This is a genomic window from Halopseudomonas laoshanensis, assembly GCF_008365385.1.
In the GTDB taxonomy this organism is placed as follows: Bacteria; Pseudomonadota; Gammaproteobacteria; order Pseudomonadales; family Pseudomonadaceae; genus Halopseudomonas; species Halopseudomonas laoshanensis.
This window is the reverse complement of the sequence record NZ_QOVF01000001.1, coordinates 424,633-441,954: the sequence shown is the minus strand read 5'-3', so window position 1 is coordinate 441,954 and position 17,322 is coordinate 424,633. Positions and strand designations below refer to the sequence as shown.

Annotated in this window: 15 protein-coding genes; 5 read left to right on the top strand and 10 right to left on the bottom strand. The window is 56.1% G+C overall.

The window, feature by feature from the left end; translation table 11 throughout:
* Positions 1-69 precede the first annotated feature (69 nt).
* The 8 genes from DT594_RS02050 to DT594_RS02015 all read right to left on the bottom strand — a co-directional run bounded on the left by DT594_RS02050 (position 70) and on the right by DT594_RS02015 (position 9,495).
* Positions 70-1,659: an MFS transporter gene (locus tag DT594_RS02050; protein WP_149331150.1), complete on the bottom strand. Its 1,590-nt coding sequence runs from the start codon at positions 1,657-1,659 to the stop codon at positions 70-72.
* Between the two features lie 33 nt (positions 1,660-1,692).
* Positions 1,693-2,577: a fumarylacetoacetate hydrolase family protein gene (locus DT594_RS02045; protein WP_149331149.1), complete on the bottom strand. Its 885-nt coding sequence runs from the start codon at positions 2,575-2,577 to the stop codon at positions 1,693-1,695.
* Between the two features lie 2 nt (positions 2,578-2,579).
* The gene (locus DT594_RS02040; RefSeq protein WP_149331148.1) at positions 2,580-3,521 is read right to left on the bottom strand and encodes a VOC family protein; all 942 of its coding nucleotides are present in this window, start codon (positions 3,519-3,521) and stop codon (positions 2,580-2,582) included.
* Positions 3,522-3,558: 37 nt separating this feature from the next.
* Positions 3,559-4,317 carry an SDR family NAD(P)-dependent oxidoreductase gene (locus DT594_RS02035; protein ID WP_149331147.1) on the bottom strand — a complete coding sequence of 253 codons (759 nt, stop codon included), beginning with the start codon at positions 4,315-4,317 and terminating at the stop codon, positions 3,559-3,561.
* 50 nt (positions 4,318-4,367) lie between these two features.
* The gene (locus DT594_RS02030) at positions 4,368-4,589 is read right to left on the bottom strand and encodes a ferredoxin (RefSeq protein WP_096346452.1); all 222 of its coding nucleotides are present in this window, start codon (positions 4,587-4,589) and stop codon (positions 4,368-4,370) included.
* Positions 4,590-4,825: 236 nt separating this feature from the next.
* On the bottom strand, positions 4,826-6,286 hold the full coding sequence (locus tag DT594_RS02025) for an alpha/beta hydrolase domain-containing protein (RefSeq protein WP_218574459.1): 1,461 nt from the start codon (positions 6,284-6,286) through the stop codon (positions 4,826-4,828).
* 99 nt (positions 6,287-6,385) lie between these two features.
* Complete coding sequence (locus DT594_RS02020) at positions 6,386-7,876, bottom strand: aldehyde dehydrogenase family protein (protein ID WP_149331146.1); 1,491 nt, start codon at positions 7,874-7,876, stop codon at positions 6,386-6,388.
* Entirely contained in the window at positions 7,873-9,495 is a 1,623-nt protein-coding gene (locus DT594_RS02015) for a GMC family oxidoreductase (RefSeq protein ID WP_178091371.1), read from the bottom strand. The genes DT594_RS02020 and DT594_RS02015 overlap by 4 nt, the downstream gene beginning before the upstream one ends.
* Positions 9,496-9,803: 308 nt before the next feature.
* Here DT594_RS02015 and DT594_RS02010 point away from each other — a divergent pair, with 308 nt between their 5' ends.
* On the top strand, positions 9,804-10,433 hold the full coding sequence (locus DT594_RS02010; protein WP_149331145.1) for a TetR/AcrR family transcriptional regulator: 630 nt from the start codon (positions 9,804-9,806) through the stop codon (positions 10,431-10,433).
* 9 nt (positions 10,434-10,442) lie between these two features.
* Here DT594_RS02010 and DT594_RS02005 read toward each other — a convergent pair whose 3' ends face one another.
* Positions 10,443-11,207: a hypothetical protein gene (locus DT594_RS02005; RefSeq protein WP_149331144.1), complete on the bottom strand. Its 765-nt coding sequence runs from the start codon at positions 11,205-11,207 to the stop codon at positions 10,443-10,445.
* A 30-nt stretch (positions 11,208-11,237) separates the two neighbouring features.
* Positions 11,238-12,887 carry a methyl-accepting chemotaxis protein gene (locus DT594_RS02000; RefSeq protein WP_096346458.1) on the bottom strand — a complete coding sequence of 550 codons (1,650 nt, stop codon included), beginning with the start codon at positions 12,885-12,887 and terminating at the stop codon, positions 11,238-11,240.
* A gap of 196 nt (positions 12,888-13,083) precedes the next feature.
* Between DT594_RS02000 and DT594_RS01995 the strand changes: the two genes are divergently transcribed.
* From DT594_RS01995 to DT594_RS01980, 4 genes are all read left to right on the top strand, one after another.
* Complete coding sequence (locus DT594_RS01995; RefSeq protein WP_096346459.1) at positions 13,084-14,361, top strand: MFS transporter; 1,278 nt, start codon at positions 13,084-13,086, stop codon at positions 14,359-14,361.
* 23 nt (positions 14,362-14,384) lie between these two features.
* Positions 14,385-14,705, top strand: coding sequence for a 2Fe-2S iron-sulfur cluster-binding protein (locus tag DT594_RS01990; protein WP_096346460.1), 321 nt, complete (start codon positions 14,385-14,387; stop codon positions 14,703-14,705).
* A 16-nt stretch (positions 14,706-14,721) separates the two neighbouring features.
* Positions 14,722-15,957 carry an NAD(P)/FAD-dependent oxidoreductase gene (locus DT594_RS01985; RefSeq protein WP_149331143.1) on the top strand — a complete coding sequence of 412 codons (1,236 nt, stop codon included), beginning with the start codon at positions 14,722-14,724 and terminating at the stop codon, positions 15,955-15,957.
* Between the two features lie 122 nt (positions 15,958-16,079).
* The gene (locus DT594_RS01980) at positions 16,080-17,300 is read left to right on the top strand and encodes a multidrug effflux MFS transporter (RefSeq protein WP_149331142.1); all 1,221 of its coding nucleotides are present in this window, start codon (positions 16,080-16,082) and stop codon (positions 17,298-17,300) included.
* The last annotated feature ends 22 nt before the right edge of the window (positions 17,301-17,322 follow it).

The window sequence follows — 17,322 nt, the reverse complement described above, 5'->3', positions numbered from 1 at the left end:
AATATGACGCACCAATAATGGCCTGCCAATCATTCTATATCAAGAATTGTATTTTTAAATCAATTTTTATCACCATTCGCCCAGTGCATTCGGCTGATGGATGTAGCGCTTGGTGGCAACATCCGTACTGATGACGTAGCGCAGCAACTGGCTCTCCGTATTCTGATCGGCCTGAGTAACCCTATCTCTTTGCCGCAAGTAGCCCAGCCAGGACTCTACTATAAAACGCTCTACAAAACGGTTTGGGTCGGCCAGGTCACGGTAAAGTCGCCAGTTGCGCGCTCCGTTACGCCGCCGCGACTGGCCCACTGCGTAAGCACACTTTATAAAGTCCTGGTGGAACTCATTCAGCGCCCGATAACTGATTTCGACCGACACCGGACCGTCAGAGTGATTGATCTCGGCGGCCACCACCAGCTTGTCAGTTTGCGATACCGTGCGGTAATCAGCCTCGCTACCCAATACGAAGACGCCATCGCGCGTCAACCAAAGCCCGAGGACAATACTTACCGCAGACAGCAGCAGGCTATTGGTCGGCCCGAGGTGATCCGCAACCAGCCCCCACACCGCGCCGCCAGCCGCCATCGCGCCCATATACATGAGCAAATATACCGAAGCGACTCGGGCTCTAACCCAATCAGCCGCGCAGGTTTGCACAATGGTAGCGACCGTGGCATTGACTGCCATCCAGGCAATGCCAGCGACAACCAGAAGCAGCCAGACCAGCCAGACCACGTCAGTCAGCGACACCGCTGCGGTGACCAGCGCAAAAGCAACTGCCCCCACAACAACCAGCCGGCGCAGCGCCACAAGACGATATAGACGCGTGAGATTGACCGCAGCGATCACCGCGCCTGCACCCAACGCCCCCATTAACAGGCCATAGCCGCCCGCTTCCATCTGCAGCTGGTCCTTGGCTATCAAAGGCAGTAACGCCCACAGTGCACTGGCGCAGCTGGTAAAGATAAATACCTGTTTCAGCGAGCTGATCAAGGAGACGGAATGACGTATATAGCGCAGACCACTGCGCATACCGCCGAGGAAAGTCTCAGGGGGCAGCACATTACTGACTCGGACAGGCCGCCAACCAATCAGAAATAGGATCACCCCCATAAAACAACAGGCGATCAAAAGAAACATCGAAGCCTGGCCTGCGACAGCAATAAGCAGGCCGCCGATGGCGGGGCCCAGTGCGCGAGCAACATTGGTTGAAATAGCGTTGAGCGCGACCGCCGCAGGCACGATTTCCCGCGGGATCAGTGTAAGAGTGACGGCCATCCACGCTGACATGCTCAGCGCGCTTCCGGTGCCCAGTAAAAAGGTCAGCGACAACAGCATCCAGGCGCTCAGGCTGCCGGTAGCGGCCAAGATAAACAGTATGCTCGCGGCTGTCAGCATCACCGACTGAGTGAACAGCAGCCAGTATTTGCGATTCACCAGGTCCGCAATCACTCCGCCGGGCAAGCCGAACAGAAACACCGGCAGGGTCATGGCGGTTTGCACCAGCGACACCATCCAGGCTGAATCGGTGAGCCCAACCATGATCCAGGCAGCACCTACTGTTTGCATCCAGATCGCAATATTGATGACTGCACCGGCGCTCCAGAACAGGCGAAACTGACGGTGCTTTAACGGATACCAGGTGGCCCCTTGATTCATGATTGCCTCTTGCCAGGGGACTGGGTTGATGAGTCAGACAGCGGGATAACCTAGCCGCCCAGATTGCCTTGCCGGGGCAAGAATACGTTGCGGGCCAACTTCATTTCGCAGCATGCCGATGCCCTCAATCTGTGCTTCCAGAACGTCTCCTGGCTGCAGGAAACGTCCGTCTTCCAGTCCAACCCCGTGGGTCGATCCGGTAAAAACCAGATCCCCTGGGCGCAACGTGATACGCGCATCCAGATAGTTCAGCAGTTCATCAACTGCGAAAATCATTTCCCGAGTATTGTCCTGCTGCCGAACTTCGCCATTGATGGTCATGCACATATCCAACTGCGGTTGTCCGCCGCCGCCACATTGATCAAGCGTGGCAATCCACGGCCCGAGCGGCGTCGTGCCATCCATGCCCTTCTGAGTCAACAGATCAAGCCGCCCCAGTGCACGGCCGGCATCCCGCGCGCTGATATCATTGCCGACGGTGTAACCCATTAAACAGGCCGAAGCGGCAGCGGCGTCGCCCAGCGGCTTGCCGACCACCGCCACCAGCTCAATCTCATAGTCCAGCTCGCAGGTCATCGCTGGATAGGAAATCATACCGTAGGGATCAACGATGGCAGAATCGGGTTTGATATAGGCGAGGGGATGAGCAGGCGTGGTACTACCCAGGCGAGTCAGGTGCGATAAATAATTGAGCCCGACCCCGAACACCCGGGCGCCGGGCTCAATGGGTGCCACAAGACGAAACGTATTCGGCTCGAGCATAGTGGACGACAGATCAAGCGCCGAGAGACTCCCGGTATTGACCTCGCCGGCCCACTGAGAGAACGGGGCGTTGATGCGCTGGCTGGCCCCGGTATCGAGATGCAACAGAACCCAGAACCGCGCACCCGCCGCGTCTTCTACCCGAGCCAAGTGCATTGCTAGGCTTTCTTGGCGGTAAATTCCGGATCGCGCACCTCTTCCGGGGTTTTCACGCTCGGCCCCAGAATCGGGCCCACCAATTCGTGGCCCCACACGCTCATCTTCTCCGGATTCAGCTCGAACCCATCGTCATGCCATGGTTCACTTTCAGCGATGCACTCAAAGGCGAAGCCTGACGGATTGAAGTGGTAGAACGAAACATGCGGGTCCTGGGAATGCTGCCCCAGTGTCATCATCATCTGCAGTTCGCGCTTCTTGACGATATCGTAGGTCTCGCCCACATCGCGCAGGCTGCCGACGAACATGCCGACGTGTTGAATCCCCATACGGCCCGGAGCGTGTCCGTAGGCAATATCATGGCTGGTGGAGGTATTCAGCTTGGAGCGGAAAAAGCCGGTCTTGCCCTTGCCCGCGCCCGAACCGTACCAGTGAAAGCCCATGATATTGATAAGGAAATGCTCCAGTTCCGGCGGAAACTCGGGCGTCATCAACACGACATGGCCAAGACCTCTTTTGTCAGCCAGGTAGCCGCCATGGCGGCGCCCAGGCACAAATGAGTCGGGAAGCCATTTTTGCCCATAGAACAGCTCATGCCGAAAACCGACCGGGTCAAAGAAGCGGATCAGTTCCTTGACGCCGCGCTTCTCGCACAGATCTGCGTCTCCAACGCTAAACTCCACGCCAGCATCGGTAAACGTCTGGCAGGCTGCCTTGAATTGCATCCGTCCTTTGGCTTCCCAACCGAGGTAGGCCAGCCGATCAACCTTGCCAGGGTGGAAAGCAAAACGGTGGCGGCGATCATCGATACGGAAATACAGCGAATCCGGATCGCTTTCCGGATTCTTGCCTATCGCAAAACCCATTACCGACGGGCCATAATCGCGCCAGGCTTCGAGGTCAGTGGCTTCAAAGCCCATGTAACCCAGTCCAATAATATCCATCTGCTTCTCCTCGTTCTATCAGACGCCGGCGGATGGCTTATATAGCCAGCAATCCACCATCAATGACGATATCCGATCCGGTGATGAAGGACGCCTCATCGGATGCCAGGTAAACGGCCAGCGAGACAACCTCTTCGGGCTGTCCGGGCCTGTCCATCAGCACGCCGTCTAGCAGCGCGGCGCGCGCTACCGGGTTTTCCATGAACGCGGCGGTACCCGGCGTGGCGACAAAACCAGGACTGATGCTGATCGCACGAATACCCGCAGACGCACCTTCGACGGCGAGTTGGCGGGTAAAGGAAACCACGGCCCCCTTGGCAGCCGAATGCGCCGAGATACCGGCTACTTTGGAGCCACCCCAGGCAGCGGTGGACGACACATTCAGAATCACCCCCTTGCGTTCAGCCAGATGATTCCAAGCGTATTTGGTGGTGTAGAAGATCAGGTCCACTTCGTTGCGAATAGTGAAGTGCCAGTCTTCGATGGTCATATCCTGTACCGGCGCAAAGCGTGCGGCAGATGCGTTGTTATACAGAACATCAATCCGGCCATGCTCGGCTACGGCAGACTCGACCCAGGCTTTCGCCTGTTCATGGTCACCCAGATCGACCGGGGCATAGCCATGAAGGATATACCCCTCCTGCGCCATCAGATCCGCGGTAATCTTGTTTTCGTCTTCGTTGGTATCGCAACCGACTACAGTCGCGCCCTCACGAGCAAACCGCAGCGCTGCAACCCTACCCTGCCCGCCACCGGTACCGGTGATGAGCGCAACTTTGCCTTCCAAACGTTCCATAACAATCTACCTCGACCATCTGTTTGATTATCTGCTGGCAAATACGACGCTCAAGCTTCGATTTTTTCCAGCCAGATGGCCTCGGCAGGGCAAGCTTCAGCCCCTTCGCGCGCGGTCTCTTCCAGCTCTGGAGTTACTTTGTCATCGTCAAAGTAAACCAGGCCTTCAGCGTCGAGCTTGTAAACCTCTGGACAGATTGAAGCGCATAAGCCATAACCACAGCAGCGGCTGCGATCGGCTACGGCACGATAAATGATGTTATCTGAACTCATACTCTTATCCTCTTTGTCAGGCTCAGCCACAAGACGATAATGAACAATAAATTCATTTTTGTAAATTTTTAGTTGGCTAAACGTCGCAATTTTCCAATTTACGTTGTGATGACAACGTTTCGCTTGAGCAAAATAACTAAATAATTCGTTTAAAATCAAAAGCTAAATCATGCTTCATGCTGATTTATAAGAGAATTTTTTATAAAAACATAAATACAATTTATGTTCAATTTAACTCAAGGTAACACCTGCACTCGGCCCGCGGCATCAATAAGCGCTTGCCCATCCACGGGACGAATATAGCCCCTTTCCACCGCCGCCTCGGTAGCCGCCGTCCACGCCGTGACGAAGGCCTGCTGCGTCGGATACAAGGTGTCCAGCTCATCCGCGCTGAGCGGCTCGGTAGTTCCGAATAGCCGGCAAAAGCCCTCGCCGCCGCTGTTGCCTGTGCCGCTCAACATCGCTAGCGGCACATCAACAAAAGGCGTGCGGATGCCACCGAGGGCATTGCCCTGTGCATCGCGCGCATAGCCAGGGCTGTAGGGCGTGAAGTCGATAGCTTGTAAGGTCTCTGCCGAGGCCGGTGGCGTACCGGTTGTGATCCATTCATTGAGTGCATGCACCGCAGCGCTGAGCACGAAACTCATCGGACCGGCATTGATTGGTTTGTCGCAGTTGATGAAGCCGAACACCGTGCTCGGCGGTTCCAATAGTGCCTCTAGCGCAAGTAACGCGCCCTCTCCATCGCCCATGTCGATCAATCCAATGCCGCCACCGTACACGTCAAAGTGCGCCGTTCCGGCGACTTCCCAGAGCCGGTAGGTTGAGGTATCGGCCTGGCGCGTCGCCTCGTTGACATCAGTTTCAGTCTGGAACATCAGGACCGGTACGCCCAGGTCTAAGCGAATTTCTGTCGAACCGGAGACGTCATCGGCTGTGGCCAGCGGCGCGGCATTGGCTAGGCGGCTTTGCAGCAGGTAGCCATCATAGACAGTCACCAACGGGTGGACAGCGTTGGCATAGGAGACCAGCCGGTAGGCTGATTGCGACTCCCCTGCCGCCAGCACCCGCTTGGGTCGCAGCCCATTTAGCAGAACATCAGCATGATCCCGCACAGCCTGCCCAGCTTGCGAGAAGATGTCGTAGGAATAGTTATCCCCGGGGTGCAGCAGACTGGCATATCGCTCGGAATCCATGGCTTTGGTGCGGGCCACCCCGGCTGCCTGCGCGGACAGGCTGATCAGTGCATAACCTTCGCGAATCAATTCGTTGTGCGTATAGGTCCAGACCGGGCTGGAATCGCTCCCGCTGGTGACGTTCATCCATTCGATGATAACAGTGCCATTGAACGCTTCGGCATCCAGTGGCTGGTAGACAACCGCCCGCGTGACGTAAGCGGCGCTGTCATTCTCTTCGACGTCCCACTGCCCATCCGTACCGAGCGACTGCCCGCCCTTTGGCAGGTAAGAAACAGCAGTCCCAGAAAGGATGAATTCCTTTTCACTGTAGCCGACACTGTCCATCGCAAACTGCAGGTCTGCGGCCAGGGCCGCCTCCCCCGCACCGCCGGCAGCGGCTTCGATACGCGGCACTTCCGCGCGAAGATCGTCGTCCTTGCTGTCACTGTTGTCGTCATTGTTGCAGCCAACCAAAGCCAGGGTGGCAGCGAGCAGACCTGCGCCGAATGCTTTATGCATGGTGTCTCCTACGAACTTTGTTGTATTTATTGTTTGTATGTACACAGCCTGCCCTGACTCGGTCGGTCGACTCTCGCCGCGCCAGGGCTCGTCAAGTGTTCAGCGCCCGATGGGATAGATAATGGACTTTTCTTCGGTGAATTCATTGAGCCAATCAGGTCCGAACTCACGACCTATACCCGAGCGCTTGAAGCCGCCAATAGGCGCGTAGGGCATGGTTCCGCCACCCCCGTTGAGGTAAACACTGCCGGCACGGATACGTTTGGCCATCTTGTACGCAACGGCAGCATCGGCGGTCATTACGCCGCCGTTGAGCCCAAAGCGTGAATCATTGGCAATGGCGATAGCCTCTTCGTCGGTGTCGAAACCGATCACTACCCCAACCGGACCAAAGACCTCTTCCTGGGCGATGGTCATGTCATTGGTGACGTCATCAAACAGAGTGATGTCGACAAAAAAACCCTTCTCCTGGCCGGCCGGACGACCGCCACCGCATACCAGCTTGGCGCCTTGCTCAAGTCCGCTGGCGATCAAGCCTTCGACTTTGGCCCGCTGCGATTCGCGAATGAGCGGCCCCATCATCACGCTCGGATCCGACGGATCCCCCACCTTGAATTGACCGGCAGTGGCTTTTGCGTACTGCACAAACTGCTCGCGGACCGAGTTGTGCACTACGAAACGCGTCAGTAGCGCACAACCTTGCCCGGCATTGATCATCAGTCCGGCAACGGCGCCCATGGCGGCCGCCTGAATGTCGGCATCGGCGCGCACGATCAGCGCAGACTTGCCGCCCAGCTCCAGGTGTACCCGCTTCAAGGTGGCAGCTGCCTGGGTCATGATGCTGATGCCGACCGCCTCCGAGCCGGTAAACGAGACCAGGTCCACCCGCGGATCACTGCTCAGCAGGCTGCCCACCTCGACACCACCGGTGACGATATTCAATACGCCTTTGGGCAAACCGATTTCCTCGGCAATCTCGCCGAACAGCAAGGCCGAGTACGGCGTAAAGGGTGACGGCTTGAGCACCAGGGTGTTGCCTGCCAGCAGCGCCGGAAAGACCTTGGCCAGGTTCAGCAGGAAGGGAAAGTTGTAGCCAGTGATACCCGACACCACGCCCACGGGTTCGCGTTCGATGCTGCCGCTTCCCAGGATCATTGGCCCGCCGGGGTTCATCGGATTGGGTACTGCTTCGACCGGAATCTGCCGGGCTTCGGTCACCAGGGATCGGTCGATGGCCTTCAGAACATGCCCCAGCGGCATATCCACTTGCATGGCCTGAGTGACCATTTGCGAACAGCCGACCTCTGCCACGATAAGCGCAGCAATCTGTTCCCGCCGACTTACCAGTGCAGCGTGCATACGCCGCATGTAATCCGCCCGCTCGGCCATGCTCAGCCAGGGCCACGGGCCCTGATCAAACGCCTCGCGGGCGGCAGCAATTGCCGCCTCGGCAGCGGCCACGCCACCCACCGGCGCATGGCCAATCACCTCTTCGGTGGCTGGGTTAATGATCGCTTCAGCGCCTTCACTAACCTCTTCCCAGCGGCCGTTTATGTAGAGTTTGTTCAGGTGGGTAAAAGGAATAATCATGCTGCGTTCGCTCCTGGCTGATTCGCACCAGCGATGATTTCTGCCGCGCGCATGGCGATGGCCATGGCCGGCGCGTTGGTGTTGCCTGATACCAGCGTGGGCATGACCGATGTATCAATCACGCGCAAACCTTCAACCCCGCGCACTTTGAGCTCAGGATCCAGCACGGCGTGCTCGTCACTGCCCATGCGGCAGGTTCCGGCTACGTGATAGGCGGTCTGACCAAAGCGGCGAAAGGCAGCAAGCATTTCTTCGTCACTTTGCACCTGCGGGCCGGGAGTCAGTTCTTCAACCAGGAAAGGCTTGAGCGACGGTTGCGCCGCGAGCTTGCGGATCCACTTCAGCAGCGATATTGCCGCCGTCTGGTCCGCTTCGGCACTGAGGTAATTGGCGAGGATTCTTGGCGGCACCGCCGGGTCGGCCGACTCAATGCGTAACTCACCCTGGCTTTGCGGGTGCATGAAGTACCCGCCGAGGGTGATCCCCGGCTGTTTATCAATAGCCACGGTCTTGCCGTCGCCATCCATTGAAAACAGGCTTACCCCGATCTGCGCATCGGGGCGCTCCAGCCCAGGCCGGGTTTTTACGAAGCCGCCTGCTTCATGGGCAGCGTGGGTCATGGGGCCTTTCTTGCGCAGAAAATAACTTAGCACCGAGCGAGCCAGCCCCAGTCCGGCGAAGCAATGGTTGAAGCTGCCCCGGGTGACTCGGAACTGCGCGGCGATATAAACATGCTCACGCAGATTACGTCCGACATCCGGCGCATCTTCAATGAGCGGAATGCCCAGAGAATGCAGTAGCTGAGCAGGCCCTATGCCAGATAGCTGCAATAGCTTTGGAGACTCGATAGCGCCAGCGCATAACAGCACTTCACGCTGGCAGCGGATGCGGCGCTCGCCGTCTTTCTCTTGCACCTGCACCGCGACGGCACGGCGTCCCTCAAAATGTATGCGTTGTACATGGGTGCCCGTCAGCACCGTCAGATTGGGCCTTGCACGCACTGGATCAAGAAACGCCTTCGCCGCGCTGAAGCGTTGCCCCTTCCAGGTAGTTTGCGGCTGATAGCCGAACCCGCCTTGCGTCACCGAGTCCACATGATTGGTATCCGCAACGGTCGCCGTACCGATGTGGGCGGCAGCGTCGATAATCGCATCGCACAACTCATCGCCCGAGGGGTGCACAGTTACCTTCAGTGGTCCGCCCACACCCCGCCACTCGGAGCTGCCAAGCTGGTGATCTTCCATCGCGACAAACTGTCGGCCCATATCCCGCCAACCCCAACCGGTACATCCCTGCGCCTCCCAGGCGTCATAATCGGCAGGTGCGCCACGCACGTAAACCATCCCATTCACCGAGCTGGAACCGCCAATAGCCTTACCCTTGAGCCACAGCTCCGTGGCCATGCCTTCTCCCCGCGACGCCTGATAATCCCAAACGTGCGGGTTGCCCGGCATCAACAACTTGCCTATGCCTCGCGGCATCGCGATTAAAAGGCTGGTGTGCTCCGGACCGCTTTCGATCAGCAGTACCGAAATACTAGGGTTGGCCGAGAGTCGGTTCGCCATCACGCAGCCGGCCGAACCCGCTCCAACAATGATGTAGTCGTAGCTTTCATTCATGATCACTGTTCCCGTGCTTTATCAGTCCAAAAATCGGGCTGTGATATCTGGGCGGCGGGAACAAACGCAGGCACCCTGCAGCCCGTTCCATGGTTAGCGGCAATATGGTCGGTATTCATTGTTTTTATCCGTTGTTCTTTTGCTGAAGCTGGGAGTGTAGGTCTGCACGCAACCGAGCTACAACGGACAGAATTTGATATCCGTTCGGTGTACACCAGAGAATGCCAATCAGGCTTTATCTTGCCCAGGCCAAACCGGCTGTGGCAGTCTCACGGGCATAACAATTCATCGTTCCCGTGGAAAAAGGTATGAGCAAGCGCCATCCAGACCGCCCCAATGGTGACCCGCCGAATGCGCCGGAGGATCGCCACAAACTCAGAATCCAGCACACTCGCGACCGGCTGCTCGGCACTATGTACAGGCTCGCACTGGAAAAGGACTTTCGCGATATTACGGTTCAGGAACTGCTGGATACCGCTGGGATAGCTCGGTCCACGTTCTACGCGCACTTTCGTGACAAGGAAGATCTGCTAGTGGCTGGCTACGAAAGCATCGGCCTTCCAACAACTCGCACAGTCATGGTGTCGGGAGCACCCGTTGCGGTCCTGGATGTCGCTAACTGGTTATTTACAGCCACGGAGCAACATGCGTCACTGACTACTGCTTTTTTCAACAGTCCTTCCCAAGCAATCATCCTGGCTCACCTGGAAAATATATTGATTGTTCAGGTGCGCGAACACTATTGCCGCTATCAGATTGGCATTGCAGAAGAGTTAAGCCGCGAAGCCACCGTACGCTGCTTTGTCGGAGCTCTGCTGGGGCTCTGGCTCTGGTGGGTTCGACATGACTACCCGCACAACGCCGCAGAGATGAGCACGGCTTTTGATGCGCTGTTAAACAATGGCGTATGGCCGGCCAATCAACCTGCGCGGCAATAGACTGGCCTCCTACTCGACAGACAAGTGATTCAGCTCACCCAACGCAAGAGCAAGAAAACGCTCCACTGCATTCGGAGCCCAGTTGCCTGTCTGGTTCAATAACAGCGGCCTGGTGAAGGTGTAGTATCTATGGGAGCGTTCAACGGCTGGCGATATATCTAGATGGTCTACGGTGAGACGCTCAAACAACGCCAAAACCTCTTGATCGTGTTCAATCACTGCCTCCTCCGTCATCACCCACTGTTCTGCACCCAGTCGACTGAACGCAGCCACCTGATAGCCGACCATAAGCTCGCTCAGGCGCTGACTGAGGGTATGTAACCCTACGTCAGCTTTTCCGTCCGCATTAGGTTCGGTGGCTTTATATAGCGCATCCAGATCAGACTGCAACTGATAGTGCGATTCGACAACGGGCAACAACCAAAGAGTAAATCCGGGCGCAGTGGCCCTTAACGCTGCCCCCGACTGGGGGAGCTCTGAGGTATCGTCAACGCTGGCAACCAACGTGCGCACATGCTCGGTAATTATCGGACGGTTGAGCTGGGAGGAGAGCCCCTCCAGCTTTACCAGACTCTGCTGATAGCTTTGCCGATTCTGCTCGACAAAGGGACTGCCATTCTGGTTATAAAATACCAGCACGTTGGCACATATCGAGGAAGCCAGTGAGCGCATCTCGTGGATCAGCAACCTATCATTGATGCCCTGATCAGCCTGAACAGGGGAAGTAACTACCAGACAGAAAACTGAAACAAAGAGCAACTGGCGCAGCGACATGAGAATTGTCCTTATGGTTGTGCAGATCATTCAAGTGCGAAAGTGTCCGACGGACAACTCCAGCTCTTCAGCCAGTTCCTTCAAAGAAGCCACCGCGGCGGTAACCTGGTGGGAGATCAGGTCTCCTGCTTCGGCCATTTTTGCAATTCGCTCAATACCGAAACTGATTTCCTTTCCACCCTCATTCTGCACCTGCACCGCTGAGGCGATTTCGCTTACGCCCAGAGTTGAGGCACCCACCAAGCTGGAAGCCTCCAACAGCACGCTCTCCAACGAATCCAAATGAGCCTGACTACTGTCCAGCGCGGCAGCCCCCTCATCCAGTACCCTCTGAACATTGCCTGACTGACTTTCCAACGCGTCAGTCAGTTCATTGATCGCATTGGCTGCCACTGCCGAGCGTTGAGCCAGGTTTCGTACCTCGTCAGCTACAACGCTGAAGCCTCTGCCGCTCTCACCCGCGCGCGCCGCCTCTATCGCTGCGTTCAGTGCCAACAGGTTGGTTTGCGCAGACAACTCCTTGACCCGATTGATGCTATCGGTGATCGCGGTGGTACTGGAAACAAAATCACCGACTGACAAGGTAATTGCAGCAAAGGCTCGACGCACCCGCTCGATTTCGTCCAGCAAACGGCTCAGGGCTGCACGACCTGCTTCAGCACCACGCAGACTATTCTGTGCCGAGGTATGCAGGCTGGCCGCATGTGATGAAATTGACGCCAGCCCAATGCTCATCTGCTCAACGGTAGATGACGTTTGCGTGGCGGCACTGGCTTGCTCGTTAGCCCCTTGCGCCACCTGATTAGATGTTGCAACCAACTCATCAGCAGACGTACCCACCGAGCCAGCAACACGTGTCACCTGCCGGACGGCGGACTGCAAGCTGTCTATTAGCGCATTGAAAGCAATGGCCGTCTGTGCAATCTCATCCTTGCCTATCACCGCAACACGATGGGTTAAATCACCATCACGCAATTTGACTGCGGCGCGCTCAATGCCGCGAATGGATTTCAGCACTTGATGACGCATTAGCAAACCGACCAACAGCGCTATTGCCATCGCAGTCACTACTGCAATAACCAAAGCTCGTGTCACCGCGTTAGCCGTTTCGTTCGCATCATTGAAGGACAGGCTGGAGAGCGCCTTTTGGTCCTCCATGAAAATATTCAACAAACCCAACATGCGGTTGTAGTCTGCACGCACGTAACCCAGCTGCGAAGGAGCTTGATAGGGGTTTTCCAGGACTGCCTCCGCCAGCTCACCGACGCCTACGGCAAACGCCTCCGACTGTTCGCTGAGGGTGGTGAATGAAGCATGCTCCTCTTCGCTTAACGCTGCCGTACCCTCGAGACCAAGACGAATGCTCGTGCGCATATCAGATACGCTGGCCTGCATATCTTCGACATAGAACTGCATTTCTTCCTGCGAGACGTTGCCCTGTGCCTGAATCAACTGCACCACTGCCGCGTACGAACCGACCATCGCCGCCTGAGACGCCGCAGAAATATCCAGGGCAAGTTGATACTGACTGAAACGCACTTGTTCAATTTGCTGTAAAACTCGTTGTTGACGGTTAAGCCCGTCGTACGCAACCGCAGAAATCGCAACAAGTAGTAACACAATCAGAGCTGGGGCAAGAATCAGTTTTACGCCCATGGACAGGCGGCTGAGCAATAGCATTGAGCATTCCTTATCACTATTTTTGTTGTAGGCATGAAGCGGATAATCGGTATGGACATCATCACGCTCATGCAATATTCTGATGTCAGTATATAGTTCTATATCCAGAAATTGGAAGCTATGTGAAAAACGCTCCTCGCATAGGCGCGGCTACAGCACTCCAACTGGGACATAAAAACAATGAAGGACGGCAAACATGAACACTTCCGGCAACAGCGCTGCCATTGATACAAGTGAATTTCGCACCAGTTGGCGGATATTGATTCTGGCGATGCTTGGCATCGGCATCAGCATCAACTCATCGCTGCTCTATGGTTTTGGGACGCTCGTGGTTCCGCTTGAGGAAACTTTCGGCTGGAGCCGGAGTGCATTGCAGATAGCGATTACTTTCCTGTTCGTCGGCGCCGTAATTGCGTTGCAGGTCGTCGGTTGGCTTAACCTGCGTTATGGCCTGAAGAAGGTCACCAGCGTCTCAATGTCGCTGACGGTGCTGGGCTATCTCGCCGCTACTCAGATTGGTGGGTCTATCTGGACCCTTTATCTGGTGTTTGTGCTTATCCCTATTCTGAGTATCGGCTGCCTAGCAGTCAGTTGGACGCAGTTGCTTAATATGTGGTTTGAAAAAAACCGGGGCTTGGCGCTCGCTATCGGATTATCCGGCACCGGGTTGGCGGCAGCGACGATTCCCCCCCTGCTCTCCTGGGGCATCAGTACTTGGGATTGGCGCGCGGCGTTTATTATTCTCGCGCTGATCAATCTGCTGCTGCTGTTGCCGCTGACACTCTGTTGGTTTTCAGTGCCCCAGCCAAAGGCTCACGAGAGTGAAGCAGACAAGCTGGCGGCTCAACGCAGCATTACCGGCATGACCTTCAAAGAAGGTTTCACCTCGAAAAAGTTCTGGATCTGCAATATCGCGCTGGCACTGGTCATTTCAGTGGTTATCGGCATGGTTACCAACACTGTGCCAATCCTGCGTGACTTGGGCCTCTCCGCTGAGGAAGCTGGCCTTATATTCAGTGGCTTTGGTCTGTCGCTGGTATTCGGCAGAGTATTGGTAGGGTATCTGCTGGACAGGGTCTGGCCCCCAGGCATTTCTGCCTTGAGCCTGGCCATGCCTGCATTCGGCTGCATCATTTTGCTAAGCGGTACCACGGACTTTACTCTGCTATTGCTGGCTGCTATTTCAATTGGTTTTGGGGCCGGTGCTGAACTTGATATCGCCGCCTTTCTTATCGCCAGATATTTTGGACTGAAGGAATATGGCCGTCTGTTTGGCTTTCACATTGGCCTTTTGACCGCCACGTCGGCTGCAGCGCCCTTGCTGTTTGCAGCGTTTCTTAGCCAGACCGGATCTTATAACTTGATGCTCATTTACTGTCTGGCCTGTTCGGTTATAGGGCCTCTGATGCTTTTGACATTAGGCCGGGCACCGCAGTTTGAAAAATCGCACGTAGCCAATCCTGTAGCAGCCTGACACTGATTCACTGGAGAATATCGATGCCAACAATTACGTTCATAGAACACAACGGTACCCCACACGCGGTGACCGCAGAGGTCGGGCAATCCATAATGCAAGCTGCCTTGAACGCTATGGTGCCTGGTATCCAGGCCGATTGCGGCGGCGCCTGCAGTTGCGCCACCTGTCATGCGTTTCTAGAAGATAACTGGATGGGTGCCGTGCCCGCAGCCGAGGGCTCCGAGCTGGATATGCTGGAATTCGCCAACGAACGCAAGGAAAACAGCCGCCTTACTTGCCAACTGACTATTCAGGACAATATGGACGGTATGGTACTGCGTTTGCCCGAGTCCCAGTACTGATTGCACAGGAGCAGATATGACGCTTACGTCAGTTGTAATAATCGGTGCCGGCCAGGCAGGCTTTCAAGTCGCCGCGTCACTGCGCCAAGGCGGATTCGCCGGAAAAATCTCGTTGGTGGGCGATGAACCTGGGCTGCCGTACCAGCGTCCGCCACTGTCCAAAGCTTATCTGCTGGGGAAAATCAAGGCAGAGAATCTGCTTTTTCGACCCGTCACTTTTTTTGATGAACAGCAGATCGACCTGATCCAAGATAAAGCAGTATTGATTGATCGGCAGAACCAGCGTGTGGTGCTTGAGAGCGAAAAAGCATTGGAATATGACCACCTGGTACTTGCGACAGGTGCCCACAATCGCGCACTGTCGATTCCAGGCGAACACCTTGAAGGGGTATATGGCATCAAAACGCTGGCTGATGCTGATGCGCTGGCGCCGAGGGCCAAGGCAGCCAGGAATGTGGTTGTGATTGGCTGCGGTTTTATCGGTCTGGAATTCGCAGCGGTAGCTGCCGCGCAGGAAGCCAGTGTGCAGGTGATTGATCGGGGTGAGCGGCTCATGGCCAGAGCGATCTCGCCGCAGATGTCCGAGCTTTTCCTCAAGGCACACGAGTCCTGGGGCGTTAAATTCCACTTCAGCCAGGCAGTGGATCAGATCATCGGAGAAAACGGCAAGGTAACCGGAGTGGAAAAGGCCGACGGCGAAGTGCTTCCCGCCGATCTAGTCGTTTATGGCATCGGCGTTATTCCGAACATTACTCTGGCGACTGAAGCTGGCCTGGAAATCGAAAATGGCATCAAGGTCGACGCCCACCTTTTAACCAATGATCCGCATATTTCCGCGATTGGCGATGTTGCCTGTTTCCCTTGCATACACAATCAGGGCGAGCATACCCGCATAGAATCTGTTCCCAACGCGATGGACCAAGCAAGATCGGTATCGGCCAGGCTGCTGGGTAAAGCCGCGCCGTTTATCTCTACGCCTTGGTTCTGGACCGACCAAGGCAATCTGAAACTGCAGATTGTCGGTCTATCTACCGGTTACGACAGCACGGTGACATTGGGCTCAATGGAGACGGACCAGTTCTCCGTGCTGTGCTTCCGTAGGGATCAACTGGTGGCAGTCGAGTCATGCAACCGCCCGGGGGATCATCTTGCCGGCAAAAAACTCTTGTCTCGTCCGCCAGAACTGACCCCGCGCGAAGCCAGGAAACCTGATTTTGACTTGAAAGCCTGGGAAGTCGCTCACCGCAGTTAATCGCTTGATCTTGGTGACCCTTGATACCTGCAAAGTTGAAGGGGTTTACCGTCGCTATCGCAGTATTTCGAGCCCGCTCGCCCTGCATGCCCCTCTGAATCGCTGCGTTGGAGTCACCATCCATGAGTAAGAGTGAAAAAGCGCCATTCTTCCCAGGCTGGTTATTTCTGCTTGCGATGTTGACGGCTCTCTCGCCGCTGTCGGTTGACTTGTACCTGCCCGCCTTTCCATCAATCGCGCGCAGCCTGGATGTCGAGTCCGCAGAGGTACAGATTACACTGGCGATTTTTCTGCTCGGCATGTCACTAGGGCAACTACTGTACGGCCCCCTGAGCGACCGCTATGGACGCAAGCCGCCGTTGTATTTCGGGCTCGTACTTTATATTGCTGCATCTATCGGCTGCATGCTGGCAAATGACCTGACCACCCTCACCGCGTCACGCTTTTTTCAGGCGCTCGGCGGCAGCGCTGGGGTAGTTATCTGCCGGGCCGTTATTCGTGACCGTACGACCACAGCACAGGCCGCGTGGGCGTTCTCGATGTTGATGCTGGCACTCGGTCTGGCACCCATTCTGGCTCCCATCATCGGCGGGCTGCTCTTGATGGTAATGGATTGGAGAGGGATCTTTGCAGTACTCGCCGGTGCCGGCCTGATCCTGCTGATAAGCATGCATTTCAGCATGCGTGAGACACTGTCACGGCACACAGCCGAACGTTTGGGTATTGTCGGTAACTTCCGCCGCTACGCGAACCTGCTGGGTAACGGCCAGTTCATGACCTATGTACTGATAGGCTCCCTACCTTTTGGTGGCATGTTTGCATATGTGGCAGGCTCGCCTTACGTCATCATCGAACTGTATGGCGTACCCGCAGAGCACTTCGGCTGGTTTTTCGGAATCAATGCATTTGGCATGATCGGCGGCTCGCAGTTCAATGCACGGCTGGTCGCCCGCTTCGGCCCCGCGACCATGCTGAAATACGTGATCATAGTCCCTGCCGCAGCATCGCTGGTAGGGCTGGTCGCTACCTTGACGGGCGTCGCCTCCCTGCCCTTGCTTATGGTCTGCTTTTTTATCTACATGACTTCAATGGGGCTGCTCAGCCCCAACGCGGTTGCCCTTGCCATGGCCAACGAAGGCCATCGGGCGGGCTCTGCTTCTGCCATCATGGGGTGTATTCAGTTTCTGCTGGGTACCTGTGGAGCGGCGGCGGTGAGTATCTGGAGCATGCCCAGCGCGGTTCCATTGACCGGCGTCATGTTGCTGCTGTCGGGTAGCGGCCTGTTGATTCACATACTGGCAAACCGGCAGAATTTGCTGATTTCTCAGGGCTCGGATATCTAGATGTCTCCACCCCTTCCCCCCG

Bases quoted from the DNA above. Each gene is read 5' to 3' on its own strand.
- DT594_RS02050 (WP_149331150.1), bottom strand. From the start codon at position 1,659: ATGAATCAAGGGGCCACCTGGTATCCGTTAAAGCACCGTCAGTTTCGC.
- DT594_RS02045 (WP_149331149.1), bottom strand. From the start codon at position 2,577: ATGCACTTGGCTCGGGTAGAAGACGCGGCGGGTGCGCGGTTCTGGGTT.
- DT594_RS02040 (WP_149331148.1), bottom strand. From the start codon at position 3,521: ATGGATATTATTGGACTGGGTTACATGGGCTTTGAAGCCACTGACCTC.
- DT594_RS02035 (WP_149331147.1), bottom strand. From the start codon at position 4,317: ATGGAACGTTTGGAAGGCAAAGTTGCGCTCATCACCGGTACCGGTGGC.
- DT594_RS02030 (WP_096346452.1), bottom strand. From the start codon at position 4,589: ATGAGTTCAGATAACATCATTTATCGTGCCGTAGCCGATCGCAGCCGC.
- DT594_RS02025 (WP_218574459.1), bottom strand. From the start codon at position 6,286: ATGCATAAAGCATTCGGCGCAGGTCTGCTCGCTGCCACCCTGGCTTTG.
- DT594_RS02020 (WP_149331146.1), bottom strand. From the start codon at position 7,876: ATGATTATTCCTTTTACCCACCTGAACAAACTCTACATAAACGGCCGC.
- DT594_RS02015 (WP_178091371.1), bottom strand. From the start codon at position 9,495: ATGAATGAAAGCTACGACTACATCATTGTTGGAGCGGGTTCGGCCGGC.
- DT594_RS02010 (WP_149331145.1), top strand. From the start codon at position 9,804: ATGAGCAAGCGCCATCCAGACCGCCCCAATGGTGACCCGCCGAATGCG.
- DT594_RS02005 (WP_149331144.1), bottom strand. From the start codon at position 11,207: ATGTCGCTGCGCCAGTTGCTCTTTGTTTCAGTTTTCTGTCTGGTAGTT.
- DT594_RS02000 (WP_096346458.1), bottom strand. From the start codon at position 12,887: ATGCTATTGCTCAGCCGCCTGTCCATGGGCGTAAAACTGATTCTTGCC.
- DT594_RS01995 (WP_096346459.1), top strand. From the start codon at position 13,084: ATGAACACTTCCGGCAACAGCGCTGCCATTGATACAAGTGAATTTCGC.
- DT594_RS01990 (WP_096346460.1), top strand. From the start codon at position 14,385: ATGCCAACAATTACGTTCATAGAACACAACGGTACCCCACACGCGGTG.
- DT594_RS01985 (WP_149331143.1), top strand. From the start codon at position 14,722: ATGACGCTTACGTCAGTTGTAATAATCGGTGCCGGCCAGGCAGGCTTT.
- DT594_RS01980 (WP_149331142.1), top strand. From the start codon at position 16,080: ATGAGTAAGAGTGAAAAAGCGCCATTCTTCCCAGGCTGGTTATTTCTG.